At 59.1% G+C, this 24,943-nt stretch carries 24 protein-coding genes and 1 tRNA gene; 14 read left to right on the forward strand and 11 right to left on the reverse strand.

What is annotated here, in order from left to right; all coding sequences use genetic code 11:
* The 5 genes from CKW18_RS27325 to CKW18_RS27345 all read right to left on the reverse strand — a co-directional run.
* Window positions 1-153: transposase (locus CKW18_RS27325; protein WP_141233078.1), on the reverse strand; the 153-nt coding region annotated here is incomplete at its 3' end.
* Between the two features lie 282 nt (window positions 154-435).
* Complete coding sequence (locus CKW18_RS27330) at window positions 436-1,005, reverse strand: tyrosine-type recombinase/integrase (protein WP_095191628.1); 570 nt, start codon at window positions 1,003-1,005, stop codon at window positions 436-438.
* A gap of 271 nt (window positions 1,006-1,276) precedes the next feature.
* On the reverse strand, window positions 1,277-2,095 hold the full coding sequence (locus CKW18_RS27335) for a RusA family crossover junction endodeoxyribonuclease (RefSeq protein WP_095191629.1): 819 nt from the start codon (window positions 2,093-2,095) through the stop codon (window positions 1,277-1,279).
* Between the two features lie 289 nt (window positions 2,096-2,384).
* Complete coding sequence (locus tag CKW18_RS27340; RefSeq protein ID WP_256587113.1) at window positions 2,385-3,467, reverse strand: site-specific integrase; 1,083 nt, start codon at window positions 3,465-3,467, stop codon at window positions 2,385-2,387.
* Between the two features lie 105 nt (window positions 3,468-3,572).
* Window positions 3,573-3,649: transfer RNA gene (locus tag CKW18_RS27345), tRNA-Arg, on the reverse strand.
* A gap of 444 nt (window positions 3,650-4,093) precedes the next feature.
* Between CKW18_RS27345 and gabD the strand changes: the two genes are divergently transcribed.
* The 3 genes from gabD (at window position 4,094) to CKW18_RS27360 (ending at window position 8,352) form a co-directional block, all read left to right on the forward strand.
* Window positions 4,094-5,536, forward strand: coding sequence for an NADP-dependent succinate-semialdehyde dehydrogenase (gene gabD, locus CKW18_RS27350; protein ID WP_095191630.1), 1,443 nt, complete (start codon window positions 4,094-4,096; stop codon window positions 5,534-5,536).
* 185 nt (window positions 5,537-5,721) lie between these two features.
* Window positions 5,722-6,999, forward strand: coding sequence for a 4-aminobutyrate--2-oxoglutarate transaminase (gabT, locus tag CKW18_RS27355; RefSeq protein ID WP_095191631.1), 1,278 nt, complete (start codon window positions 5,722-5,724; stop codon window positions 6,997-6,999).
* A gap of 141 nt (window positions 7,000-7,140) precedes the next feature.
* Entirely contained in the window at window positions 7,141-8,352 is a 1,212-nt protein-coding gene (locus tag CKW18_RS27360) for a response regulator (RefSeq protein ID WP_095191632.1), read from the forward strand.
* Between the two features lie 138 nt (window positions 8,353-8,490).
* Here CKW18_RS27360 and CKW18_RS27365 read toward each other — a convergent pair whose 3' ends face one another.
* Both CKW18_RS27365 and desA read right to left on the reverse strand, forming a co-directional pair.
* Entirely contained in the window at window positions 8,491-9,480 is a 990-nt protein-coding gene (locus tag CKW18_RS27365; RefSeq protein WP_095191633.1) for a sensor domain-containing diguanylate cyclase, read from the reverse strand.
* A 144-nt stretch (window positions 9,481-9,624) separates the two neighbouring features.
* The gene (gene desA / locus CKW18_RS27370) at window positions 9,625-10,809 is read right to left on the reverse strand and encodes a delta-9 fatty acid desaturase DesA (RefSeq protein WP_095191634.1); all 1,185 of its coding nucleotides are present in this window, start codon (window positions 10,807-10,809) and stop codon (window positions 9,625-9,627) included.
* Window positions 10,810-10,955: 146 nt separating this feature from the next.
* Between desA and dibA the strand changes: the two genes are divergently transcribed.
* From dibA to CKW18_RS27400, 6 genes are all read left to right on the forward strand, one after another.
* Window positions 10,956-12,875 carry a phosphodiesterase DibA gene (gene dibA / locus CKW18_RS27375; protein ID WP_095191635.1) on the forward strand — a complete coding sequence of 640 codons (1,920 nt, stop codon included), beginning with the start codon at window positions 10,956-10,958 and terminating at the stop codon, window positions 12,873-12,875.
* A gap of 251 nt (window positions 12,876-13,126) precedes the next feature.
* Window positions 13,127-13,309 carry a sulfur starvation response protein OscA gene (gene oscA / locus CKW18_RS27380; protein WP_003220508.1) on the forward strand — a complete coding sequence of 61 codons (183 nt, stop codon included), beginning with the start codon at window positions 13,127-13,129 and terminating at the stop codon, window positions 13,307-13,309.
* A 147-nt stretch (window positions 13,310-13,456) separates the two neighbouring features.
* On the forward strand, window positions 13,457-14,470 hold the full coding sequence (locus CKW18_RS27385; protein WP_034151823.1) for a sulfate ABC transporter substrate-binding protein: 1,014 nt from the start codon (window positions 13,457-13,459) through the stop codon (window positions 14,468-14,470).
* Between the two features lie 160 nt (window positions 14,471-14,630).
* Window positions 14,631-15,449, forward strand: coding sequence for a sulfate ABC transporter permease subunit CysT (cysT, locus tag CKW18_RS27390; RefSeq protein WP_095191636.1), 819 nt, complete (start codon window positions 14,631-14,633; stop codon window positions 15,447-15,449).
* A 12-nt stretch (window positions 15,450-15,461) separates the two neighbouring features.
* Entirely contained in the window at window positions 15,462-16,334 is an 873-nt protein-coding gene (gene cysW / locus CKW18_RS27395) for a sulfate ABC transporter permease subunit CysW (protein WP_095191637.1), read from the forward strand.
* 3 nt (window positions 16,335-16,337) lie between these two features.
* Window positions 16,338-17,327 carry a sulfate/molybdate ABC transporter ATP-binding protein gene (locus tag CKW18_RS27400; RefSeq protein ID WP_095191638.1) on the forward strand — a complete coding sequence of 330 codons (990 nt, stop codon included), beginning with the start codon at window positions 16,338-16,340 and terminating at the stop codon, window positions 17,325-17,327.
* Window positions 17,328-17,418: 91 nt separating this feature from the next.
* Here the strand turns inward: CKW18_RS27400 and CKW18_RS27405 are convergent, their stop codons facing one another.
* Complete coding sequence (locus CKW18_RS27405; RefSeq protein ID WP_095191639.1) at window positions 17,419-17,943, reverse strand: DUF962 domain-containing protein; 525 nt, start codon at window positions 17,941-17,943, stop codon at window positions 17,419-17,421.
* 82 nt (window positions 17,944-18,025) lie between these two features.
* On the opposite strand from CKW18_RS27405, the gene CKW18_RS27410 reads away from it, so the two are divergent.
* A complete protein-coding gene (locus CKW18_RS27410) occupies window positions 18,026-18,703 on the forward strand; it encodes a Crp/Fnr family transcriptional regulator (protein ID WP_095191640.1) in 678 nt (225 codons plus the stop codon).
* Between the two features lie 126 nt (window positions 18,704-18,829).
* Here CKW18_RS27410 and uraH read toward each other — a convergent pair whose 3' ends face one another.
* The gene (gene uraH / locus CKW18_RS27415) at window positions 18,830-19,240 is read right to left on the reverse strand and encodes a hydroxyisourate hydrolase (protein ID WP_095191641.1); all 411 of its coding nucleotides are present in this window, start codon (window positions 19,238-19,240) and stop codon (window positions 18,830-18,832) included.
* An 11-nt stretch (window positions 19,241-19,251) separates the two neighbouring features.
* Window positions 19,252-19,737, reverse strand: a complete 486-nt coding sequence (locus tag CKW18_RS27420; RefSeq protein ID WP_095191642.1) for a heme-binding protein — start codon at window positions 19,735-19,737, stop codon at window positions 19,252-19,254.
* Between the two features lie 137 nt (window positions 19,738-19,874).
* Here CKW18_RS27420 and CKW18_RS27425 point away from each other — a divergent pair, with 137 nt between their 5' ends.
* The 3 genes from CKW18_RS27425 (at window position 19,875) to CKW18_RS27435 (ending at window position 22,454) form a co-directional block, all read left to right on the forward strand.
* On the forward strand, window positions 19,875-20,555 hold the full coding sequence (locus tag CKW18_RS27425) for a heavy metal response regulator transcription factor (RefSeq protein WP_095191643.1): 681 nt from the start codon (window positions 19,875-19,877) through the stop codon (window positions 20,553-20,555).
* Window positions 20,545-21,930, forward strand: coding sequence for a heavy metal sensor histidine kinase (locus CKW18_RS27430; RefSeq protein WP_095191644.1), 1,386 nt, complete (start codon window positions 20,545-20,547; stop codon window positions 21,928-21,930). Before CKW18_RS27425 ends, CKW18_RS27430 begins: the two co-directional genes overlap by 11 nt.
* A gap of 176 nt (window positions 21,931-22,106) precedes the next feature.
* Window positions 22,107-22,454 carry a hypothetical protein gene (locus CKW18_RS27435; RefSeq protein WP_095191645.1) on the forward strand — a complete coding sequence of 116 codons (348 nt, stop codon included), beginning with the start codon at window positions 22,107-22,109 and terminating at the stop codon, window positions 22,452-22,454.
* A gap of 99 nt (window positions 22,455-22,553) precedes the next feature.
* Here CKW18_RS27435 and CKW18_RS27440 read toward each other — a convergent pair whose 3' ends face one another.
* Complete coding sequence (locus CKW18_RS27440; protein WP_095191646.1) at window positions 22,554-23,558, reverse strand: AraC family transcriptional regulator; 1,005 nt, start codon at window positions 23,556-23,558, stop codon at window positions 22,554-22,556.
* 100 nt (window positions 23,559-23,658) lie between these two features.
* On the opposite strand from CKW18_RS27440, the gene CKW18_RS27445 reads away from it, so the two are divergent.
* Window positions 23,659-24,732: a fatty acid desaturase gene (locus tag CKW18_RS27445; protein ID WP_095191647.1), complete on the forward strand. Its 1,074-nt coding sequence runs from the start codon at window positions 23,659-23,661 to the stop codon at window positions 24,730-24,732.
* Window positions 24,733-24,943: the final 211 nt, after the last annotated feature.

The raw sequence follows: 24,943 nt of genomic DNA on the forward strand, positions 1-24,943 counted from the left end.
GTTGGCATTGATGCCGTTGCGCCGAGCCACGACCGAAACGCTTTGTCCTGGTTCAAGGCTCTCTCGAACCATGGCCAGCTTTTGCTCTGGGCTCCAGCGACGACGCCGCTCCTGGCCCAAAAGCTCACCACTCTTATCGTTGCTATTAGTCATAAACATAACCGTTTGCCTATCCCTTATCGTAAGGGGGAAACGGTGTCCTGTCTTTCATGGGGCTCGTTCAATCGCATTATGCCAGTATAGAGTGAATTAGTCTCAGGCTGAGAGCAATGGACCCTTGGACATGCTCCCTTCCAAAAGGGACAGAGCCTTCGCCTGCCAATGCTCCGTTCCTAAAGCCCCGCCGCCCACAAACCATCAGGTATGGTTCGGCCTATTGGCGTCGACCGGCTGCAAGGGGTCGGATAGCGACGGTTCACTACCGCCGCCAAATCCTCAAACCTCAGTCTGCTCGGAAATCTCCAAAGCATCGTCTACCTCAATACCTAGGTAGCGTACCGTGCTTTCCAACTTGGTATGTCTAAGGAGCAGCTGCACAGCCCTCAGATTCTTGGTTCTTCTGTAGATCAACGTCGCCTTGGTTCGGCGCAGCGTATGAGTACCGTACAAAACGGGGTCGAGACCGATCGAAGCAACCCATGCAGTTACGATACGTGCGTATGGCCGCGTAGAAAGGTGCTCGGAATCTCGAATACGACTGGGAAACAAGAAGTCTTCGCCTTGCAGATGCGCGATCCGTATCCAGGATTCTAGCGCCTTCCGAGTCTGCTCCATTATTTCGAACTGCACCGGCCGTTTAGTCTTTTGCTGCATCACAATCACCCGAGGCGCGACGCGCTGGCCGTGTGAGATGTCGCTAACCCGAAGTTTGGTGAGATCGCACGCACGTAATTTGCTGTCGATGGCCAGATCGAAGAGCGCCTCATCTCTGGTTTTCCCTGTTAGCTGGAGCCTGACTCGAATTTCCCAAATGTCTCTGAGACGGAGCGGAGCTTTCTGCCCCATCAGTTTTCCCTTGTTCCAGCTTTTTTTTCGATTGGAATGCGGTGATCGGCATGACGTGTCCTCTATATGTGTTGAAGGACAAGCATGGACCTCATAGGCAACAAGTTCGGGCGCTAACCGACCCTAATCAGCCGTTCGTGTCGCAGGGTTGAATGATCGCAATGGAGTGGAGTAGATCCTCAGCGATGAGTCTTCCCCCTAGCAACTGCTTTTCTGAAAAATCACTTCTATTTCCACTGCAGGACGCATGTCAGGACATCTGCCCTTCGGGCTATTCATCCGTAGGAATACGCCTCACATTACGGTGCGCCGGCACTCGTAGAGATGGAAGGCGTCCGAGTGCCTGCCGTAATTTGCGAAGAGCGCCCCAATCCAATCCGGCGTTTAGCGCCCTCTGGTTAAACTGCGCCATAGACAGAACGCATTCCCTAGGAAAGCCACCGACACGTGTCCGATGGAATTCCCATGTCGACTGGATTAGGAATCGGTCGGCGTCGGCGCCAGTTTCTCGGAACCAGCTCGCCATGCTGCGGTAAATCTTGCGTGCTCGAACAACGAAGAGCGCACCAAAAATGGACTTTTGGTCTGCGAAGTCAACATTCAGCGCGACACACATCGCGTTCCAATATTGGATGAAAACGAGGTTGTGTTTGTCTAGGCAGTCGTCATTAGAGAACTGAATACTTAGCCTCAGGACGCTGTAGGAGAGCTGTTCGTTGCGAGACATCCAGAAAGTGTGCACCGACCCGATTTGAGAATCGTCTATGAGTATGCCATCTGGTCCAGTCAGTGCGTCAAGAATTGGCTTTGTGATGTTGTCAATATCACCCACCTTGTCCGTCTCTTGGCGTTGGATGCTGTGGAGGTACCAAGCGAACTCGATCTGCACGCTACCGGAGATTAGCCACTTGAACTGCGAGAGTTCACGCTGAATCGCTTGAGTAAGTTCTTGCTTTCGTTCCGAGCGAGATTGAGTGCTCACAATTTCATCAAAGTGAAGCTCCAAGCTGACCGAAGCCGTTGCCATTTCTTCGATGAGGTATTGATTGTCTTGGTCGCAATTAGATGTTTTGACAGAGATGTGAAGCATGGCGCATATATTCCATTGGGGCTGTGCTGTGGAAATGGTCTTCTAGCGTTCCCTTGCACAAAGTGGAGATGCATCCGAGCAGAGAGGAGGGTGTCACTAAGCTAGCTTTCACCCATGTTATCCACTGGGTTCCGATATCTGCAATGGACTCACTAACTGGAAGGGTGGAGTTCCGCTTTTTGCCGACTTCTGCCTGTCAAAAACACCCAGTGTGCTGACCTCGACTGGCCCAGTCGTGCGCAAATGATGCTCCGTCTGTGCGATTACCATACGGACCGGTGTGGTCCGATCAGGCCAGCTTCGCCGCCAGCTCTTCTGCAGTGATGTTGTAGTACCGCTTAAGCATGTTCACCTCCCGATGCCCCGTCACGCTCGCAAGCTCGATCAGATTCGGTAGCTTGGTCGCAAGCCGACAGGTCGCTTCATGCCGTAGGTCGTGAAAGCGTAGATTGATCAGGAAGTCTTCCTGAGGTCTTACCTGCGCCACTGCGCAATCCCCCAAGTATTTCAGCCTGGCTCGCTCCAGACCTCTTACGAAGGCTTTCTTGAGGGCGTCGGCCGTGGTGGGGAAGACTCGCCCGCACAGCGAGCGCGGCAAATCCTGGAGCAACTGAATAGCCTTCGGCGAAAGCGGGACGGTTCTGGGCAGTCCGTTCTTGGTTGCAGGGAGGTGCGCGGTTCTACGTTCCAGGTTCACATGCTTCCAGCGCAGCTCGAAAATCTCGCCACGGCGCATGGCGGTCTCAATCGCCAGTTGGACAATGGGCCGTATCCAGGGATTGTGTGATGCATCGGCGTAGGTCCCATCAGCACGTCGCTCACGAAGCTCTAACGCGCCAAGCATGTATTGCTCTTCAATTGGGTCGAGCCGTCGCGAGCGCTCGTCGTTGTAGCTAGGGCGGCTGACCATCCTGACCGGATTCTCTGCCAGATGAATGCCCCACTCACGGCGAGCGACCTCGATCACGCATTGGAACAAAGCCAGCTCGCGCTTGACCGTGTTGCCCTTACGGATCTTCAGGCGCTCGTCACGGTAACGAGCAAAATCTGAAGAGGTGAGGGTGGCAACGATGCGTGTCGCCAGCGGATGACGCTTGAGCGCTTCCAGGCGTTTGATTTCCGAGTACGCGCCTTTGTGTTTAGGGGCTATCTCGGAGATGTAGCGATCAATGAGTTGATGAAAGGCGGTGCGTTCAGCCTCGACGCGAGAAACAAAGATGCCCCGGTCGATTTCGCTTTCGATCATGCGTGCCCAGGCTTGGGCATCAGATTTGGTTTCAAAGGTTTTTCGCTGGGCTGGATAGCCCTTACGGCGAATTTGCGCTTCCCACTGATACTCGCCGCGATTCCTGATTGTTGCCATTTCGACCATTCCCGCCACACTTGAGTGTGGCAAATTTGTGGCAAAAACGACTTTCAGGACTAGGACAGATTTCTGGCAGTGAAGCTAACCCCTTGTAATACAAGGGATAGAAGATGGTGCACCAGACGGGATTCGAACCCATGACCCCTGCCTTCGGAGGGCAGTACTCTATCCAGCTGAGCTACTGGTGCAGCGGGCGACATCATACCTAGGTCGGCTCGGGGCGTCCATGCTGGGTTTTGAGGCGTATTGTCAGTGCGCGTGTCGGGATAAATCCGCTGCATTCCAGAAAGCGGTAACGTCCTGCAAAACCCTCGCTTGGCGCTTTCGCGGGGCTGTTCTATGGTTTTCCTGCGGCCGGGGCTTTTTGCTCGTTGATCTGAAAATTTCCACAAACACGCCGTTTTTGTTCTTTTTTTCGAACGCCCTATTGTCCTTTAACCCCTTTGCTCCTAGGATCCGTTTGAGATTTCAAACGCTCGTTGATGGGGTGTTGAAGCGCAGGTGTTTCGAGTCGTGCACTATCTTATGCGCCTCACCCGGTCACTGATTTCCCTGACGGCAGCCTTGCGAGGCGCCTTTCTACAATCATAATTTGCTCCGCGCAGGCCGCGGTGCTGTTAAGGAAAGCCGACATGCAGCTTAAAGACACCCAGTTGTTCCGCCAGCAAGCCTTCATTGATGGCGCTTGGGTCGATGCGGACAACGGTCAGACGATCAAGGTCAACAACCCGGCCACTGGCGAAATTCTCGGCACCGTGCCGAAGATGGGCGCTGCCGAAACCCGCCGCGCCATCGAAGCCGCTGACAAAGCGCTGCCGGCCTGGCGTGCACTGACCGCCAAAGAGCGTGCCGGCAAGCTGCGTCGCTGGTTCGAACTGATGATCGAGAACCAGGACGACCTCGCGCGCCTGATGACCCTCGAGCAGGGCAAGCCGCTGGCCGAAGCCAAGGGCGAAATCGTTTACGCCGCTTCGTTCATCGAGTGGTTCGCCGAAGAAGCCAAGCGCATTTACGGTGACGTGATTCCGGGCCACCAGCCGGACAAGCGTCTGATCGTGATCAAGCAGCCAATCGGCGTGACCGCGGCCATTACCCCGTGGAACTTCCCGGCGGCGATGATCACCCGTAAGGCCGGCCCGGCGCTGGCTGCCGGTTGCACCATGGTGCTCAAGCCTGCTTCGCAAACGCCATTTTCCGCATTCGCACTGGCTGAGCTGGCCCAGCGTGCCGGCATTCCTGCCGGTGTGTTCAGCGTTGTTTCCGGCAGCGCCGGCGACATCGGCAGCGAGCTGACCAGCAACCCGATCGTGCGCAAGCTGTCCTTCACCGGTTCGACCGAAATCGGTCGTCAGCTGATGGCCGAATGCGCCAAGGACATCAAGAAAGTCTCGCTGGAACTGGGCGGCAACGCGCCGTTCATCGTGTTCGACGACGCGGATCTGGATAAGGCCGTCGAAGGCGCGATCATTTCCAAGTACCGCAACAATGGCCAGACCTGCGTCTGCGCCAACCGTCTGTACATTCAGGATTCGGTCTACGACGCCTTCGCCGAGAAGCTGAAAGTGGCAGTGGCCAAGTTGAAGATCGGCAACGGCCTGGAAGATGGCACCACCACGGGCCCGCTGATCGATGAAAAAGCCGTGGCCAAGGTGCAAGAACACATCGCTGACGCCGTGGCCAAAGGCGCCACTGTGCTGGCGGGCGGCAAGGCAATGGAAGGTAACTTCTTTGAGCCGACCATCCTGACCAACGTGCCGAAAAACGCAGCCGTGGCCAAGGAAGAAACCTTTGGCCCGCTGGCCCCACTGTTCCGTTTCAAAGACGAAGCTGAAGTGATCGCGATGTCCAACGACACCGAGTTCGGTCTGGCCTCGTACTTCTACGCTCGTGACCTGGGCCGTGTGTTCCGTGTGGCGGAAGCCCTGGAATACGGCATGGTCGGCGTCAACACCGGGCTGATCTCCAACGAAGTCGCGCCGTTCGGCGGCATCAAGGCGTCGGGCCTGGGCCGTGAAGGCTCCAAGTACGGCATCGAAGATTACCTGGAAATCAAATACCTCTGCCTGGGCATCTAAGCCGGGAAAGGGATCGCTGCAAACGCAAAGGGCACGAGAGCGCTGTCCCTTTGCGTCGTTTCAAACCGGAATTTTCTCTGCGGCCGGGAACGCCGTGGCAGTCGATCATCGCATGCTGCCACCGTCGCTTCCTCCCGCTTAATCCTTGAACCACGCCGCCCGATGAGCGGCGAATGAGGACTGTAATGAGCAAGACTAATGCTGAACTGATGGCCCGCCGTACCGCTGCTGTACCCCGTGGTGTTGGCCAGATTCACCCGATCTTCGCCGAGTCCGCGAAGAACGCGACCGTGACTGACGTTGAAGGTCGTGAATTCATCGATTTCGCTGGCGGTATTGCTGTGCTGAACACCGGCCACGTGCACCCGAAAATCATTGCTGCCGTGACCGAACAGCTGAACAAGCTGACCCACACCTGCTTCCAGGTGCTGGCTTACGAGCCGTACGTTGAGCTGTGCGAAAAAATCAACGCCAAGGTGCCAGGTGATTTCGCCAAGAAAACCCTGCTGGTCACCACCGGTTCCGAAGCGGTAGAAAACGCCGTGAAAATCGCCCGTGCCGCCACTGGCCGCGCTGGAGTGATCGCCTTCACCGGCGCTTACCACGGTCGCACCATGATGACCTTGGGTCTGACCGGTAAAGTCGTGCCTTATTCGGCCGGTATGGGCCTGATGCCAGGCGGCATCTTCCGCGCGCTGTACCCGAACGAACTGCACGGTGTGAGCATCGATGATTCGATCGCTTCGATCGAACGCATCTTCAAGAACGACGCCGAGCCGAAAGACATCGCCGCGATCATCATCGAGCCTGTTCAGGGTGAAGGTGGTTTCTACGTCGCGCCGAAGGAGTTCATGAAGCGTCTGCGTGCCCTGTGCGACCAGCACGGTATCCTGCTGATCGCTGACGAAGTGCAGACCGGCGCTGGCCGTACCGGCACCTTCTTCGCCATGGAACAGATGGGCGTTGCTGCCGACCTGACCACCTTCGCCAAATCCATTGCGGGCGGTTTCCCGCTGGCCGGTGTGTGTGGCAAGGCTGAATACATGGACGCCATCGCACCAGGCGGCCTGGGCGGCACCTACGCCGGTAGCCCGATCGCTTGCGCCGCGGCCCTGGCCGTGATGGAAGTGTTCGAAGAAGAAAAACTGCTGGATCGCTGCAAGGCTGTCGGCGAGCGTCTGGTCACTGGCCTCAAAGCCATCCAGGCCAAGTACCCGGTCATCGGCGAAGTCCGTGCCCTGGGTGCAATGATCGCCGTCGAGCTGTTCGAAAACGGCGACAGCCACAAGCCGAACGCTGCCGATGTCGCGTCCGTTGTCGCCAAGGCTCGCGACAAGGGCCTGATCCTGCTGTCCTGCGGTACCTACGGCAACGTTCTGCGCGTACTCGTACCGCTGACCTCGCCGGACGAGCAACTGGACAAAGGTCTGGCGATCATCGAAGAGTGCTTCTCGGAGCTGTAAGGCCGGGCACCGTGTGATCGGATAGACAAAAAACCCGCTTCGGCGGGTTTTTTTTCGCCTCTTGAATCACATCCTTGGGTTTAGTGCTGTATCGAATGGCCAGCATTGGCTAAGGTTCAGGCATTGCAAGGGAGAGCGCGCATGACTGCCGTTGATTTACCCGCCGTACCCCGAGTGCTGATTGCCGAGGCTGATCCATGGTCTCGAGACCTGCTCAAACAAGTGTTGCTGAACGTGCGTTGCGATGCGCGTGTGGATCTGTGTGTCGATGGCCAGCAGGCCTTGGACATGCTGCGCGACGTGCCTTATGACCTGGCGATCGTTGACTGGGAATTGCCCGGCACCGATGGGCTGAACGTACTTCGCAGCGTGCGTCAGCGCCAACGCAATCCGCCGCTGCCATTCATTCTGATGAGCACTCGCAACGACAGCGCCAGTGTGCGTGAAGCCCTGCCGTTGGCGCCGACGGCGTACCTGACCAAACCGTTGAACATGGAAAGCCTGACCGAGCGCTTGCAGGGGTTGCTGCTCAATGCCGGGGAAGAAGTGTTGTGTGAAGTACCTGCGCTGGCGCCGGGCATGACCTTGTCGGTGTTCCTTGAGCGGCGCCGCGAGCAGGCTGACGGCGCGCCGTTGATGACCGATGTGCAGGTGGCGGTCAAACGCAGCCTCAATCCCGGCGGGCTGGATCTGAAGTTGCTGGAAGATGAGATAAAAACCGATCCGCAGATCACCGCCGTGTTGATCGCCGCCGCCAATAGTGCCGCGCAGCACCATGGCACGGCAGTCCAGACGCTCGCGCAGGCGCTGCATCGGCTCGGTACCGGGCAGAGCATGAATCTGATTCTGGGGTTGGCGCTCAAGCGCAGCGCCAGACTCAGTGACCCGTGTCTGGCGGACTACGCCGAGCGTTATTGGGGGCTGTCACTGCATACCGCTGAGTACGCGCGCACCCTGGCGCGTCTGCTCGATCTGGATCAGGAGCGCTGTTATTGCGCAGGCATGTTGCATCGGCTGGGTGATCTGGCATTGCTGCGTTGCTTGCAGGAGTGGAAGCAGGCCGGTGGTGAGCTGGATGAATGGGAAGAGGTCGGCGACGCGCTAGCCGAATTCGGTGCGGCCTACGGTTCGGCGCTGCGCACTCGCTGGCGTTTGCCGCTGGAGCTGCGCGAGTTGATTGCCTCGGTCTACCAGCTCGGCGGTGGGGTGTATTCCCGCGAGGCGCTGGTGATGAACATGGCGGCGCAAATGGCGCGCCTGACCGAGCATGAGGGTATTGAGGAACTGGCGAAGAGTCGCACGGCACGGCTGCTCAAGATCGGGTTGCCGGAGTTGATGCGGATGCGTAAGTAGCAGAGTCGGCAATTTTCCAATGTGGGAGCGAGCCTGCTCGCGAATGCGGTGTGTCATTCAATACTGTTTTGTCTGACAGGACGCTTTCGCGAGCAGGCTCGCTCCCACAGGGTCATTTGTTGAGTCTGAAATCCGTATTCAGCCAGAGATAATCCGGTTCTTGCCCTGCCGCTTGGCCTCATACATCGCCGCATCCGCCCGGGCGAACAGGCTGTCGAGGCTTTCGTCTTGTGCCGTGAGGCTGGTCAGGCCCTGGCTCACGGTGATGCCGAAAGTCTGACCGTCATGGCTGAAGCTCAAGCGTTGAATCTGTTGTTGCAGGCGCTCGGCTACTTGCATGGCCATGTCCGGCGCGCAGCCTGGAAATACTGCGGCAAATTCCTCGCCGCCAATACGCCCGAAAAGATCGCCCCGACGTAACGAGCTGCGGCCGCACTCGGCGATCTGTTGCAGCACGTTGTCGCCCTGGGGATGACCGTAGCTGTCGTTGATCACTTTGAAGTCATCGATATCCAGCAGCAGGAAAGCCAATGGCGCGCCTTGCAGGCGCGCCTCTTCGAATTCGCGGTGGGCGCATTCGAAAAAGTGTCGACGGTTGCTGCTCTGGGTCAGCACATCGGTGGTGGCCAGGCGTTGCAGCTCGGTTTCCATCTGCTTTTTGTCGGTGATGTCCTCGGCGATGCCGACGATGATTACCGGTTGGCCGGGTTCGTCCTGACGATTGATGAAGCATTTGTCGCTGAGCCAGCGCACTTGGCCGTCGGCGGCGATGATTCGGTACTCGCGATCTTCCACCGCACCTTTGCGCAGCACTTCGGCGAGGCTGCGTTCGGCGTAGTCCAGATCGTCCGGGTAGATGCTGTCGCGCCACTGGTTGTGGTCGGCCAGCAGAAGGCCTGCGGATCGTCCGAAAATCCTTTCATAGGCCGGGCTGACGTACAGCACCTGACGGGTTTCCCAGTTAAAGGCCCAGAGCACAGCGTTGACGCTGACCAAAAGCGAGCTGAACAGTTGCTCGCGTTCGCTAAGGCGTGCGACTTCGCCTTGGGCGTGCATCAGCGCCATCAGGGTTTGCGCGGCCTCGGGCCACTGCGGGAGGGATGAGTCTTTTTGGTTGTTATTGACCATCGGCACAGTTCTCAAAGGGCGTGCCGCATTTCAACCACGGCCACAGTACGGCCCGCCGGGATGGCGAAGTGTCTTTGAGATAGGGGATTTAGTGCTTAGTTCCGAAAGGTGCGCCCGGCATTCCGGGCACACCGATCAACGGTCTCAGACTGCCGCAGGACGCAGCGAGTAGGTTTTCAACTGGTCGGCGAATTCGCGCAGGGACTGGATGCCGCTGGCCTCAGCCTCGTGAATCCATTCCTTGATGGCAGCGAGCATGTCGTGGCCATTTGAGCTGGTCTTGACCCAGATCTGCTGCAGGGCCAGGCGTTTTTCGTAAATGACCTTCAGCGCCTGGCTGTGTTCGAGCATGCTCTGGATGCGTGCGTGATGACGATCTTCCAGCAGGCTGGTTTCCCGCGACAGCAGACGTTTGGCCCGGTGGAACTGGTGACGCACCGAGTGATCGACCTTGGCCAGCTCCTGCTTGACCAGCGGGCCGATGACCAACTTGCGGTACTGGGCCATGATCTGGAAGCGATTGTTGAGAATCGCCATGGCGGTGTCCATGTCCAGATTGCCTTTGCCTTCGACGCGGTGGGCAATCGGCGCTACACGCTGCACCTTGGCCAGACGCAGGAAGCTGAAGACTTTGATCCAGGCCCAACCGAGGTCGAACTCCCACTTCTTCACCGACAGCTTGGCCGAGTTAGGGTAGGTGTGATGGTTGTTATGCAGTTCTTCGCCACCGATCAGAATGCCCCACGGCACCAGATTGGTTGCTGCGTCGCGGCATTCGAAGTTGCGATAACCGACGGCATGACCCAAGCCGTTGACCACGCCGGCGGCCCATACCGGGATCCACATCATCTGGATCGCCCAGATGGTGATGCCGATGGTGCCGAACAGCAGCAGGTCGATAACGCCCATGATCGCCACGCCCAGCAGAGGGTAGCGGCTGTAGAGGTTGCGCTCGATCCAGTCTTCCGGGCAATTTTTGCCGTAGATGCGCAGGGTTTCCGGGTTCTCGGCTTCGGCGCGATACAGTTCGGCGCCTTTGCGCAGGACCGTGGACAAACCCTTGATGACCGGGCTGTGCGGGTCGTCCTCGGTTTCGCATTTGGCGTGGTGTTTACGGTGGATGGCCGTCCACTCGCGGGTGTTCTGCGCCGTGGTCAGCCACAGCCAGAAACGAAAAAAGTGTTTCAGGCCGGCGTGCAGCTCCAGCGAGCGATGGGCCGAGTAACGGTGCAGATAGACCGTGACGGCGACAATTGTCACGTGGGTCATCAGCAGGGTGACTGCGACCAGTGACCAGGCCGACAAGCCAAGAAAACCTTCGTACCACATAGGCTATAGGGCCCTCGATAAAGATAAAAACAGCCGTTGCATTATCACCAAGCACACAGATAAAACCAGTCGCCCTTTCAGATAAGAGTCGCTGGATGTTTCTTGCCCTATAATTCCAACCTTTTTGTAGGGACATGGACGGCCGAATGTCTGCCACTTATCGCGATGCCTTGCGTGCAGCGCTGCTCTATCTCGTGCTTGCGGCAGTCTGGCTGCAAGGTACTGGTTATTTATTAAACAGTTTCTTCGATAACTCCGCCGATGTGGCGCGATGGCAACTGATCAACGGTTATGTCATTGCGGCGGTCAGCGCCGGACTGATCTTTTTGGCGCGGGCGCGGTTGTGCGAATTTCTCGGCATCGGTGCGCGTTTGCGCGAGCGCCACGCCGACCGTGAACGACTGCGCCAGGCCGCGGCCGTGTTCGATTGCACCCGCGAAGGGGTGCTGGTCACTGATCGTCAGGGCCTGATCGTGCATGTGAACCGCGCGTTCATCGAGATCACCGGTTATTTGCGTGAAGAGGTTCTCGGTCAGCGACCCAGCCTGTTCAAGTCCGGCCATCATCCGCCGGGCTTCTATCAGGCGATGTTCGCGACGCTGGAAAGTCAGGGCGAATGGAGCGGCGAGATCTGGAACCGCCGCAAAAGTGGCGAGATTTATCCACAGTGGCAAACCATCCGTGTCATCCACGATGATCAGGGCCAGGTCAGTCATTACGTGGCGGTGTTTTCCGACATCAGTGCGATCAAGCATTCCGAGCACGAGCTCAAGCACCTCGCCCACCACGATCCGCTGACCGATCTGCCCAATCGCCTGCTGTTCAGCGACCGCGCCGAGCAGGCCCTGGCTTCGGCGCAGGCCCACAAACGCGGCTGCGCGCTGCTGCTGCTCGATCTGGATCACTTCAAGATGATCAACGACAGCCTCGGGCATAACGTCGGCGACCGTTTGCTCAAAGCTGTGGCGGCGCGCTTGCAGGCGCTGTTCGGCGCCGGTATCACGCTGGCGCGGCTTGGCGGCGACGAGTTCGCGGTGCTGGCGGAAAGTTGTCCACAGCCCGGGCAGGCGGCGGCACTGGCCCAGCGCATTTTCGACGCGCTCAAGGAGCCGTTCTGTTTCGACAGTAATCAGCTGTTTATCAACGCCAGCATCGGCATCAGCCTGTTTCCCAGCGATGCACTGAGCGCCGATCAATTGTTGCGCAATGCCGATGCGGCGCTGTTCAAGGCCAAGAGCAGCGGGCGCAATGGTTACGCGCTGTACACCGAAGAACTTACTGCGCATGCCCAGCAACGGGTCGAGATTGCTTTCGAATTGCGCCGTGCGCTGGAGCAACAGGAGCTGCGGGTTTTCTATCAACCGGTCCACGAGCTGCAAACCGGTCGCCTGATCGGCGTCGAAGCCCTGGTGCGCTGGCAGCATCCGCAGCGCGGTCTGGTGTCGCCGGCCGAGTTCATTCCAATCGCCGAGCGCACCGGGTTGATCGCCGAAATCGATGCCTGGGTAATGCAGCAGGCCTGCCGGCAAATGTGCCAATGGCAGCAGGCAGGAAGGGTGCTGTCGTTTGTCGCGGTGAATGTGTCGTCGCGGCTTTTCGCCCGGCGCGAGTTGTATCAGCAAGTGGCCCAGGTGCTGCGCGACACCGGGCTGGATCCGGCCTATCTGGAGCTGGAAGTCACCGAAAGCGCGGTGATGGACGATCCGGAGGTGGCGCTGGAACAGATGCATCGCTTGCGTGAGTTGGGCATTCGCCTGGCCATCGACGATTTCGGCACCGGCTATTCGTCGTTGCTACGGCTCAAGCGCTTGCCGGTGCAGAAGCTCAAGATCGATCAGGGTTTCGTCGCCGGGTTGCCGTGGGACGAGGATGACGCGGCGATCGTCCGGGTGATCATCGCGCTGGCGCGAAGCATGGGCATGCAGGTGCATGCCGAGGGGATTGAGCAGGCTGAGCAGGCAAGGTTTCTGCTGGAGCAGGAATGCGATCTGGGGCAGGGCTACTGGTTTGGACGGCCGGTGCCGGCGCTGGATCTGGATTGGGCGTACGCGCCCGTTATCGGCTAAACCACTGGCCAATCCTGTTCCCACGCTCGGCGTGGGAATACCGCCCGGGACGCTCTGCGTCTTCACCAAAACCGCAACGCAGAGCGTCGCAGGATGCATTCCCACGCCAAGCGTGGGAACGATCAGTTTTCTAGTTATATAAACATTCTTAAATAGTCTTTTTAAGAATATCCAAGCCTCTCTTATATTGCTCCCACGCCGAACGCAGTGCCGCCCACTGCCAGGCATATTCCATTCAAAGGAGCAGCACCATGAGCGCATCCCTTCGCAGCGTTGACGGTCAGGACGAAACCACGATCTTGCGTGAAATCCAGAGCGCCCTGCGCGATCTGCGGTTCGGCGCAGTGGAGATCACTGTCCACAACGCTCAAGTCGTCCAGATCGAACGCAAAGAGAAATTCCGTTTGCAGCAACCGGGCAACAAGCCGAGCTGAATTGAAGATCAAAAGATCGCAGCCTTCGGCAGCTCCTACAGGGGGCTGTGTGTAGGAGCTACCGAAGGCTGCGATCTTTGGCCGGCAAACCCGATTCCAGATATTCATAAGAAAAAGCCACCACCCAGAATTCCAGGAGCTTTCACCATGTCGTCGATTCGCCGTTACGCTTTGGCCGCGCTGGCCAGCGCTGTGTTTGCCGGTTCCGCGGTTGCCAAGGATTACGAACTGCTCAACGTCTCGTATGACCCGACACGCGAGCTGTATCAGGACTACAACGCCGAATTCATCAAGTTCTGGCAGAAGGACCATGCTGGCGACACCGTGAAAATCCAGCAATCCCATGGTGGTTCGGGCAAACAGGGTCGTGCGGTGATCGACGGCCTGCGTGCCGACGTGGTGACTCTGGCCCTGGCCGGTGACATCGACGAAATTGCCAAACTCGGCAAGACCCTGCCGGCCGACTGGCAGAAGCGTCTGCCGGAAGCGAGCACGCCGTACACCTCGACCATCGTGTTCCTGGTGCGCAAGGGCAACCCGAAAGGCATCAAGGACTGGGGTGATCTGGTCAAGAACGACGTCTCGGTGATTACGCCTAACCCGAAAACTTCCGGCGGTGCGCGCTGGAACTTCCTCGCCGCATGGGCCTACGGTCTGAAAGCCAACGGCGGTGACGAAGCCAAAGCCAAGGAATACGTGCAGACCCTCTTCAAGCATGTGCCTATTCTCGACACCGGCGCTCGTGGCTCGACCATCACCTTCGTCAACAACGGTCAGGGTGACGTGTTGCTGGCCTGGGAAAACGAAGCGTTCCTGGCGCTGAAAGAAGATGGCGGCGCGGACAAGTTCGACATCGTCGTGCCTTCGCTGTCGATCCTCGCCGAACCGCCGGTGGCCGTGGTCGACAAGAACGCCGAGAAGAAAGGCAACGAGCAGATCGCCGAGGCCTATCTCAAGCACCTGTACAGTCCGGCCGGCCAGGAAATCGCCGCGAAAAACTTCTATCGTCCACGGGACAAGGACGTGGCTGCCAAGTACGCCCAGCAGTTCCCGAAACTGGAGCTGGTGACCATCGACAAGGACTTCGGCGGCTGGAAAACCGCGCAGCCGAAATTCTTCAATGACGGTGGCGTGTTCGACCAGATCTATCAGGCGCAGTAATCTGACCCACAATAAGCCTGATGCCCAGGCACGAAACCATGTGGGAGCGAGCGAGCTTGCTCGCGAAGGCGGTGTGTCAGACGACGTAAATGTTGACTGAAATGGCCTCTTCGCGAGCAGGCTCGCTCCCACATTGATGCGTTTTTAACCAAGGACTTTTATGTCGCGTCGTATCTCCCCCGTCATACCCGGCTTCGGGCTGACGCTGGGTTACACCTTGGTGTACCTCAGCCTGATTGTGCTAATCCCGCTGGCGGCGATGTTCATTCACGCCTCGCAGCTCACCTGGGATCAGTTCTGGACGATCATCTCCGCGCCGCGCGTATTGGCCGCACTGAAGCTGAGCTTCGGCACCGCGCTGTGTGCCGCGATCATCAACGGCATCATCGGCACACTGCTGGCCTGGGTGCTGGTGCGTTACACCTTCCCCGGACGCAAGGTCATCGACGCGATGATTGATCTGCCGTTCGCCCTGCCGACGGCCGTGGCCGGCATCGCCTTGACCGCGCTGTACGCACCGGCCGGTCTGGTCGGCCAGTTTGCCGCCGACCTCGGCTTCAAGATCGCCTACACCCCGCTGGGCATCACCCTGGCGCTGACCTTCGTCACGCTGCCGTTCGTGGTGCGCACGGTGCAACCGGTGCTGGCCGATATCCCTCGTGAAGTCGAAGAAGCCGCGGCCTGCCTCGGTGCCAAACCGTGGCAAGTGTTCCGCCACATTCTGGTGCCGGCGCTGTTGCCTGCGTGGCTGACCGGTTTTGCTCTGGCGTTTGCCCGTGGTGTTGGCGAGTACGGTTCGGTGATTTTCATCGCCGGCAACATGCCGATGAAAACCGAGATCCTGCCGCTGCTGATCATGGTCAAACTCGACCAGTATGATTACACCGGCGCCACTGCCATCGGCGTGCTGATGCTGGTGGTTTCCTTCGTCCTGTTGCTGCTGATCAACTTGCTGCAGCGGCGCATCGAAACCCCATAAGGAGGCGCGAACATGTCCCAATCGTCTATTGCGGCCGCTTCCTCGGCCAACGCTGCGCGGCGTGGCAGTGCCACATCGCGGCGCATCCTGATCGGTCTCGGCTGGCTGATCTTTTTCCTGTTTTTGCTGCTGCCGCTGTTCATCGTGGTGTCGCAGGGCTTGAAGAACGGTCTCGGCGCGTTCTTTACCGCGATCTTCGAACCGGATGCGCTGTCGGCACTGAAGCTCACCGTGTTCGCCGTACTGATTTCCGTGCCGCTGAACCTGGTGTTCGGCGTCAGCGCGGCGTGGTGCGTGAGCAAATACTCGTTCCGTGGCAAGAGCATGCTGGTGACGCTGATCGACCTGCCGTTCTCGGTGTCGCCGGTGATCGCAGGTCTGGTCTACGTGTTGATGTTTGGCGCCCAGGGCCTGTTCGGGCCGTGGTTGCAGGAGCACGACATTCAGATCGTCTTCGCCCTGCCGGGCATCGTGCTGGCGACGATTTTCGTCACCGTGCCATTCGTGGCCCGCGAGCTGATTCCGCTGATGCAGGAGCAAGGCACTCAGGAAGAGGAAGCCGCGCGCCTGCTCGGCGCCAATGGCTGGCAGATGTTCTGGCACGTCACCGTCCCCAACATCAAATGGGGCCTGATCTATGGCGTGGTGCTGTGTACCGCGCGGGCCATGGGTGAGTTCGGTGCGGTGTCGGTGGTCTCCGGGCACATTCGCGGGGTGACCAACACCTTGCCGCTGCACGTCGAGATCCTCTACAACGAATACAACCACGTGGCCGCGTTCGCCGTGGCGAGCCTGTTGCTGATCCTGGCGCTCTTCATCCTGCTGGCCAAGCAGTGGAGCGAAAACCGTATCAACCGCCTGCGCGCCAGCGCCGCGGAGGAATAATTCATGTCGATCGAAGTGCGTAACGTCAGCAAGAATTTCAATGCGTTCAAGGCGCTGGACAACATCAGCCTGGACATCCACAGCGGTGAACTGGTCGCGTTGCTCGGTCCGTCCGGCTGCGGCAAAACCACCTTGCTGCGCATTATCGCCGGTCTGGAAACCCCGGATCAGGGCAACATCGTGTTTCACGGTGAAGACGTGTCCGGCCACGATGTGCGCGATCGCAACGTCGGTTTCGTGTTCCAGCACTACGCCTTGTTCCGGCACATGACGGTGTTCGACAACGTCGCGTTCGGCCTGCGCATGAAACCGAAAAACCAGCGCCCGACTGAAAGCCAGATCGCGACCAAGGTTCACGAACTGCTGAACATGGTGCAACTGGACTGGCTGTCGGATCGCTACCCGGAGCAGTTGTCCGGTGGTCAGCGCCAGCGGATTGCCCTCGCACGCGCCCTGGCGGTGGAACCGAAAGTGCTGTTGCTCGACGAACCCTTCGGCGCCCTCGACGCCAAGGTGCGTAAAGAGCTGCGCCGCTGGCTCGCGCGTCTGCACGAAGACATCAACCTGACCTCGGTCTTCGTGACCCACGACCAGGAAGAAGCGATGGAAGTGGCCGACCGTATCGTGGTGATGAACAAGGGCGTGATCGAGCAGATCGGCTCACCGGGTGACGTCTACGAAAACCCGGCCAGCGATTTCGTTTATCACTTCCTTGGTGATTCGAACCGTCTGCACCTGGGCGGTGACAAACACGTGCTGTTCCGTCCGCATGAAGTGTCGCTGTCGCGGCATGAGCTGGAGGATCATCACGCCGCCGAAGTCCGCGATATCCGGCCGTTGGGCGCGACCACGCGGGTGACGTTGAAGGTGGAAGGGCAGACGGATCTGATCGAGGCCGAAGTGGTGAAAGACCACGACAGCCTGACGGGCCTGGCCAAGGGTGAAACCCTGTTCTTCAAGCCGAAGGTCTGGCAGAAAGTCGGCAACCTCTAAATCAAAAAGCATCGCCAGCAGGCTGGCTCCCACACTGGATCTGTGATCGCCACAAATCCCCTGTGGGAGCGAGCCTGCTCGCGAATGCGATCTACACAGCGGCCCGATTCGGATTGACCCGCACCCCCCCCGCCCGCGCCTCGATCTGCTCTTTCAATTCCTGGCGCATCCCGAGTAGGAACGCCAACTCGACCACGACAAACAACGGCCCGACAATCAGCCCGCTCACATCATCGACAAACGCCGGTTTGCGCCCTTCGTAGTGATGCCCGACAAACTGGATCACCCAACCAATCACAAACATCGCCAGACCGCTGCTCAGCCAGACCATCGTGCTCTGCTGCGCCAAGACATGCCCGGCCCACACCGAAAGCCCCATCAGCAGGGTCATCAGCACCCCGAGCTTCACTTCCAGGCGCAGGTAAAACCACGCCGAGGCCAGTGCCAGCAAAACCGCTGGTGAAATCCACAATCCGCCCAGCGACCATTCCGGCCGCGACAGCAAAACTGCCACTGCCACCACAATCAACGGAATGCCGATAAAGTGGCTGGCAATGTTGCGTGGGTCACGGTGGTAGGCGGCGTATTGACTCAAGTGATCGACGAGGCTTTTCATTGTTGTTCCTCCTGTAGGGTGATTGCAGCATGCCCCGGGTTCAGCGTTCGTTCTGTCAGGCAGCCGACAATCAGGAGTTTTCATGGATATGCGTTCACGGCTGCTGACTGGGCAATGGTTCAGTCATTTACCTGCGTCCTTTCAGGATAGTCTGCTGGCGGCGGCCCGGGAGCGGCGGCTGACGGCGGGGCAGCGCTTGTTCCAGCGCGGCGATCCACCGTGCGGTTTGTACGCGGTGCTCGATGGCGCCGTGCGCATTGGCGCGGTGAGTGAACAGGGCAAGGAAGCGCTGCTCAGCCTGGTGGAAGCGCCGCACTGGTTCGGCGAGATCTGCCTGTTCGACGGCCAGCCGCGCACCCATGACGCCTATGCCGTCGGGCCGTGTACGCTGCTGAATATTCCGCAGAACAACCTGCTGAAACTGCTCGATGAACATCCTGTGTACTGGCGGCATCTGGCGTTGCTGATGAGTCACAAACTGCGCCTGACGTTTATCAATCTCGAACAGCTGAGCCTGCTGCCGGCCCCGGCGCGGCTGGCGCATCGCTTGCTGATGATTGCCGAAGGTTACGGCGAACTCGACGCACCACGCCGCGTGCTGCAACTGCCGCAGGAGCAGTTGGCATCAATGCTGTCGCTGTCGCGGCAGACCACCAATCAGATTCTCAAGGACTTGCAGGGGCAGGGGATTATTGGCTTGGCTTACGGTGAGATCGAAATTCTTGATGCGGTGCGATTGCGTGCGCTGGCCACAATCTGAGAAGCACCGGATACCCCTGTGGGAGCGGGCTTGCTCGCGAAAGCGGTGAATCATTCAACAAAGCTGTCGACTGATCCGGCGCCTTCGCGAGCAAGCCCGCTCCCACATTTTTGATCTGTGTTGATTTCAGGAACCGCGATAGGTCGAGAAGCCGTACGGGCTCAGCAGCAACGGGATGTGGTAGTGCTGATCCGTCTGCTTCACTTCGAAAATCACCGGAATTTCCGGGAAGAACGTTTCGTGTTGGGTCTTTTTGAAGTATTCACCGGTCTTGAACACCACCCGGTATTCGCCCGCTTCAAAAGGCTGCTTGGCCGGGAACAGTTCGGCGATGCGCCCCTGTTCATTGGTGGTGCCTTCGGCCAGTGGCTGCCAGTTCTGGCCGACGTGCTTTTCCAGCGTCACGTTGACGCCCGGCGAAGGCAGGCCGTTTTCCAGATTGAGTACGTGCACGCTCAGCGGGTTGCCGGCAGCCAGGGCCAGGCTTGAGAAAACACTCAGGCCGAGCGCGGCGAACGTCATGCGCAGGGTATTCATGATGAAGCTCCTTATTGGGATCGGGTGATGGACAGGCCGGCCTTGTCGGCGGCGCGGGTTGCACAGGTTTCGTCTTGCTCGCCGCCGCCGGAACCGGCCACGCCCATGGCGCCGACCAGTTCATGGCCGGCGAACAGCGGAATGCCGCCGCCCAGCAGCAGTAATTCGTCGAGGGTGTTGAGGTTGGCGGTTTCCGGGTTGCTGCGAGCGCGCTCGGCGAACAAGCGGGTTGGGGTTTTTGTCGACAGCGCGGTGTAGGCCTTGCGCTGGCTGGCAGCGGTGTTGTGCGGGCCGACGCCGTCGCCACGCATCGTCACCCAAAGGTTGCCGCCACGGTCGAGCACCGACACCGTGCCGGTGCAATTGCTCATTGCCGTATCGGCCAGCAGGCGTGCCGTCTTCAGATCAAGGTCGGCGTGGCGCGGCAGTTCAGGAGCGGCGAAAACGCTGGCGCTCAGGCCGATGGCGAGGCTCGAAACGAGGTACTTGAAGGTCATGAAACAAGCTCCGAAAGCGAAGGCTGCCACCTTAGCCGCCGGTCTTCGTCAGAACCTCGTCAGTCGGATTACAAGTTTGTAATGGGCAACGTCGCCGAAGGCGCCTAGCCTGTGTGCCTGATCAATCGAGGTGTGCCATGCGTTTGCTGGTCGTAGAAGATGAAGCCAAAACCGCCAATTTCCTTGCCAAAGGGCTGGGCGAGTCAGGATTTGCCGTGGATGTGGCGCTCAATGGCCTCGACGGGCGCTATTTCATCGAGCAGCAGGAGTACGACCTGATCATCCTCGACGTGATGCTGCCGGGCCTCAACGGCTGGCAATTGCTGCAACTGATTCGCCAGCGCGGCGCCACGCCGGTACTGTTTCTCACCGCCAAGGACGCCATCGAAGACCGCGTGCGCGGCCTTGAACTGGGTGCCGACGATTACTTGCTCAAGCCTTTCGCCTTCGCCGAATTGCTCGCGCGCGTGCGCACGCTGCTGCGACGCGGGCCGATGCGCGAAGCCGAGTCGTACAGCATCGCCGATCTGGAAATCGACGTGCTGCGCCGCCGCGTCAGCCGTGGCGGTCAGCGCATTTCGTTGACCAACAAGGAATTCGCCCTGCTGCATCTGCTGGCCAGCCGGCAGGGCGAAGTGCTGTCGCGCACGCTGATTGCCTCGCAGGTGTGGAACCTGAATTTCGACAGCGACACCAACATGGTCGAGGTCGCAGTGCGTCGTTTGCGCTCCAAGGTCGATGATCCGTACATGCCGAAACTGATCCACACCGTGCGCGGCGTCGGCTATCAGTTGGAAGCGCCTGACGATGCGCTCTAGGTCGATCGCCTGGCGCCTGGCGCTGGCATTCGCGATTGTCTGCGCCTTGGTCTTGAGCGCGATCGGTATATTTCTCTACCGCTCGCTCGCCTCGGAAATCGCCTGGCGTGACGATCTGGCGTTGCTCGGCCGCCTGGAGCAGGTACGCGCCTTGCTCGCCGACAGCGACAGCCTCGACGCCTTGCAGGCGCGGCCACGGCTGTATCAGAACATGCTCGGTAATCTCGATAGCTTGTTGTTGGTGCGCCGCGCCGACGGCTCCAGCGTGATTGGCATCAATCCACGACAACGAGAATTGCCGGCAATGGCCGCCATTGCGCGTGATCAGACACCGCAGCGGCGTGACGTCCTGACCTGGCAAGCGCCGGACGGTGCAGCGCTGGCCTTGGTGTCTGGCGAAGCCCGAGGGCCGAACGGCGAATCGCTGACTGTCATCGCCGGCAAAGTGTTGAGCGAACGCGAGCAGATGCTCGCCAGTTATCGCATGCGCCTGTACCTGGCGATCGGGCTCGGCGCAGTGCTGGCGTTTGCCTTGGGTCTGGTGCTGCTGCGTCGTGGCCTGCAACCGTTGCGCCAGTTGAGTGAGGCGGTGCGTGGCATCGATCTGCGCAGTCTCGATCAGCGTTTGCCCGCCACGGGCACACCCGCCGAATTGCTCGAACCGGTGCACGCACTCAACGCCATGCTGGCGCGCCTGGAGGAGAGCGTGCAGCGCCTGTCACAGTTCTCCGCCGACCTCGCCCACGAGATCCGCACACCGCTGCACACGCTGCTCGCCAGCAACGGCCAGGCACTCAATCACCCACGCAGCACGGCGGAATACCAGGAAGTGCTGGCGTCGAACATGGAAGAGTTCGAGCGGCTCAAGCGCATGGCGGAAAACATGATGTTCCTCGCCCGTGCGGAGCAGGCGGAGCGGGCGCTCAACTTGCAGACGCTGGATCTGCCTGAGGTGGGTGGCGAACTCTGTGATTACTTCGAGGCGCTGGCCGATGACCGCGATTTGCGTCTGGAAAACCAGTTGCACGGCGAACTGTTCGCCGATCAGCAACTGCTGCAACGCGCCCTCGGCAACTTGCTGGCCAACGCGGTGCGGCATGCCGATCCCGGCACCGTGATCAGCCTGCGTCGCCGTGATGAGCCGGGCGTTTGCTGGTTACAGGTACACAACCACGGCCCGACCATTGCCGCCGAGCATCTGGGCAAACTCTTCGACCGCTTCTACCGGGTCGATCCTTCGCGGGCAGAGCCGGGTGACTCGGGTGGGTTAGGGCTGGCGATTGTGCAGTCGATCATGCAATTGCATGGTGGACACGTGCGGGTGAGCAGTGATGCGACGGTTACTGTTTTTGAGTTGGGCTTTCAAGTGATCTAAATGGCCTCAGCAGAACTCACATACCGTTTTCCAAGAGTAAGACAGCCTGCGGCGGGGAGGGGAATTGGACTTTTGACCAGATTGATGGCCATTGGCCCCCTGTCAGGTTTGACAGTAGACGATTGATGGAACTGCGGGTTAGAACGGAAGAAACCCTACCCACAGGAGTGGAAACCATGAGCAAGATCCCGACAGATGCAGGCAATGAGCTGACTTCCCAGCAGGCGGGAATTGAGGTCGAGGCGCCACTTGTGCTTCATCCCCCGAACCACCATACGACATCCGACAGCATAATCTTTATGGGATCTCGTCGACGGGATTGGACGGTCAAGATGTATGCGCATGAGACCTTGGACCTGATCGCGGAAGTCGACCCCGAGCATGATTATAAATGGATGACCGATCGAATGAGTTTCAGCGTAGGTGAGCATGCTTATTTCGTAGTGCAAACAAAAGGCGTTGAAACGTCTGCACGATCACCAACTTACTATTTTGAAATTGAAGCCGAGAGTTCCAAGCAATAAACCGGGCAAGGTTGCGCCCGGGGCATGGCTCAAGACTTCACTGGCGTCTGGAGCAAGCAGTTCGCTTGCGATGAAGTTCAAGATTCAATTCGGGATCAATCAACGCAACTGATCGCGAAACTGCCCCGGCGTCATCCCCGTCCAGCGCTTGAACGCGCGGCTGAAGCTGCTGGTGTCGGCAAACCCCAGCAAATAACTGACCTCACTCAACGAACACTGCGGATCGCGCAGGTGCAGCAGCGCGAGGTTCTCGCGGCTTTCGTTGAGCAGCGTGTCGAAGCGACAACCTTCATCCGCCAGATGCCTTTGCAGGCTGCGCAGGCTCAGGTGCAAGGCTTGGGCGATGCGTTCGGCGCTGGGCTCACCTTCGGGCAGTTGTTCTTCGATGGCGTCGCGCACTTTGCGTTCCCAGGTCAATGGCTGGAGCTGGGCCATGGTGCGTTTGAGCACCGTTTCGTTGTGTTCGGCCAGTTCCGGGTTGGCGTCGTCGAGGTGGCTGTCGAAGTCGGCAAGGGCGAATTCCAGGCGATCTTCGCTGGAGGCGAAATGCACCGGCGCGCGGAAGACTTTGTGCCACTGATGCGCATCGACCGGTTCCGGGCGGCGCAGGTAAACGGCCAGCGGCGCGTAATCGCGGCCGAGGCGATTGCGGCAGGTACGCACGTAGATCGCGGCGAAGGCGTCGATGGCTTCAAAGGCGGGAGCGGGGTTGCCTGACGGAATGTTCAGACGGAACAGGTAACGATCATCGCTGCGGCTCAGGTCCAGTTCCAGCGCATCGCTGACCACCGGGTGATAACGCACGATGCGCTCGAACACCTCGCGCAAACTGCCGCTGGCCACCAGCGCATAACCGAGTGCATGGAACGTGGTCGGGCTGACAAATCGCGACACCCGCAGACCGATTGCCGGATCGCCGCTGACCTGCACGGCGATCTGCCACAGCCGCGTGGTGCCGGACAACGGATAGCGCGCGTTGGGATCGTCCATCAGCAGTGGATCAAGCCCGGCCTGTTGGCACAGGTCAGTGCTGTCCAGCCCCAGCGCATCGAGTTGCTTGCGCAAGGCACGGGTCCAGCTGGCGAGGGAGGTCGGTTCCTTCATGCTGATTGGCGCTTCCGGTCAACAGGTTGGCGTTCTCGGCTATCGCGTTTCGCACCCCTGCAAGGCAGGATGCGAACATCAATACCCAGAGGATGGAAGCATGGACGGTACTTCTGCAAGTCCCCCGCGTCACAATGCTGCCCAGCGATCAGCGCATATTCGCCAAGTGGTGCTGGCCAAAGGCGTCGAATTGCGCGAGCGCTACCCGATTCTCAAGCATCAGGATGCGCTGGGTGCAGGGATTCTGGCGTTTGCCCTGGCCGGGATGATCGGTTCGGCAGCGCTGTACATCAGCGGCCACATGGCCTGGTGGGTGTGCCTGCTGCTCAATGCATTTTTTGCCTCGCTCACCCATGAGCTCGAACATGATCTGATCCACAGCATGTATTTCCGCAAGCAACGCGTGCCGCACAACCTGATGATGGGCCTGGTGTGGCTGGCGCGGCCAAGCACGATCAACCCGTGGATTCGCCGGCATCTGCATCTCAATCACCACAAGGTGTCCGGCACTGAAACCGACATGGAAGAGCGCGCAATCACCAACGGCGAACCGTGGGGCTTTGCGCGTCTGCTGATGGTCGGCGACAACATGATGTCGGCGTTCATCCGCTTGTTGCGGGCGCCAACCTGGGCGCACAAGTGGAGCATTCTCAAGCGGGTGTTCAAGGTCTACGCGCCGCTGGCGCTGCTGCATTGGGGCGCGTGGTATGTTTTTTTAGGCTTCCACGCAGCCAATGGCATCGCGTACCTGATGGGCTCGCCGATTGAATGGTCGGCGACCACATTGTCAGTGATGCAGGTAATCGATATTGCTGCCGTGGTGATCATCGGCCCGAATGTGTTGCGTACGTTTTGCCTGCACTTCATCAGTTCGAACATGCATTACTACGGCGATGTGGAACCGGGCAATGTGTTGCAGCAATGTCAGGTGCTGAACCCTTGGTGCCTATGGCCGTTGCAGGCGTTCTGCTTCAACTTTGGCAGCAGCCACGGGATTCATCATTTTGTGGTGAAGGAGCCGTTTTACATACGCCAGATGACCGTGCCGGTGGCGCACAAGGTGATGCGGGAGATGGGGGTTCGGTTTAATGATTTCGGCACGTTCGGGCGGGCGAACCGGTTTGTGCGGCGGGATGAAGTTACGAATGAAGGGGTACGTACAGTCCGGGCTTGATGGGTGATTTTCAACGTCCTCTTCGCGAGCAGGCTCGCTCCCACATTGGATCGGGTTAACAAATCCACATGTGGGAGCGAGCCTGCTCGCTAATGCAATCTGTCAGGCAACATCTAATCCGGCTGAAACGGCGAAGCACTGAGAATCACCCCGGTCTCCTCCACATACTGCTGCCAATGCCCGATCAAGGCGTTGAGCTTCTCCGGCCGAC

Source organism: Pseudomonas sp. Irchel 3E19, from assembly GCF_900187585.1.
GTDB lineage: Bacteria > Pseudomonadota > Gammaproteobacteria > Pseudomonadales > Pseudomonadaceae > Aquipseudomonas > Aquipseudomonas baetica.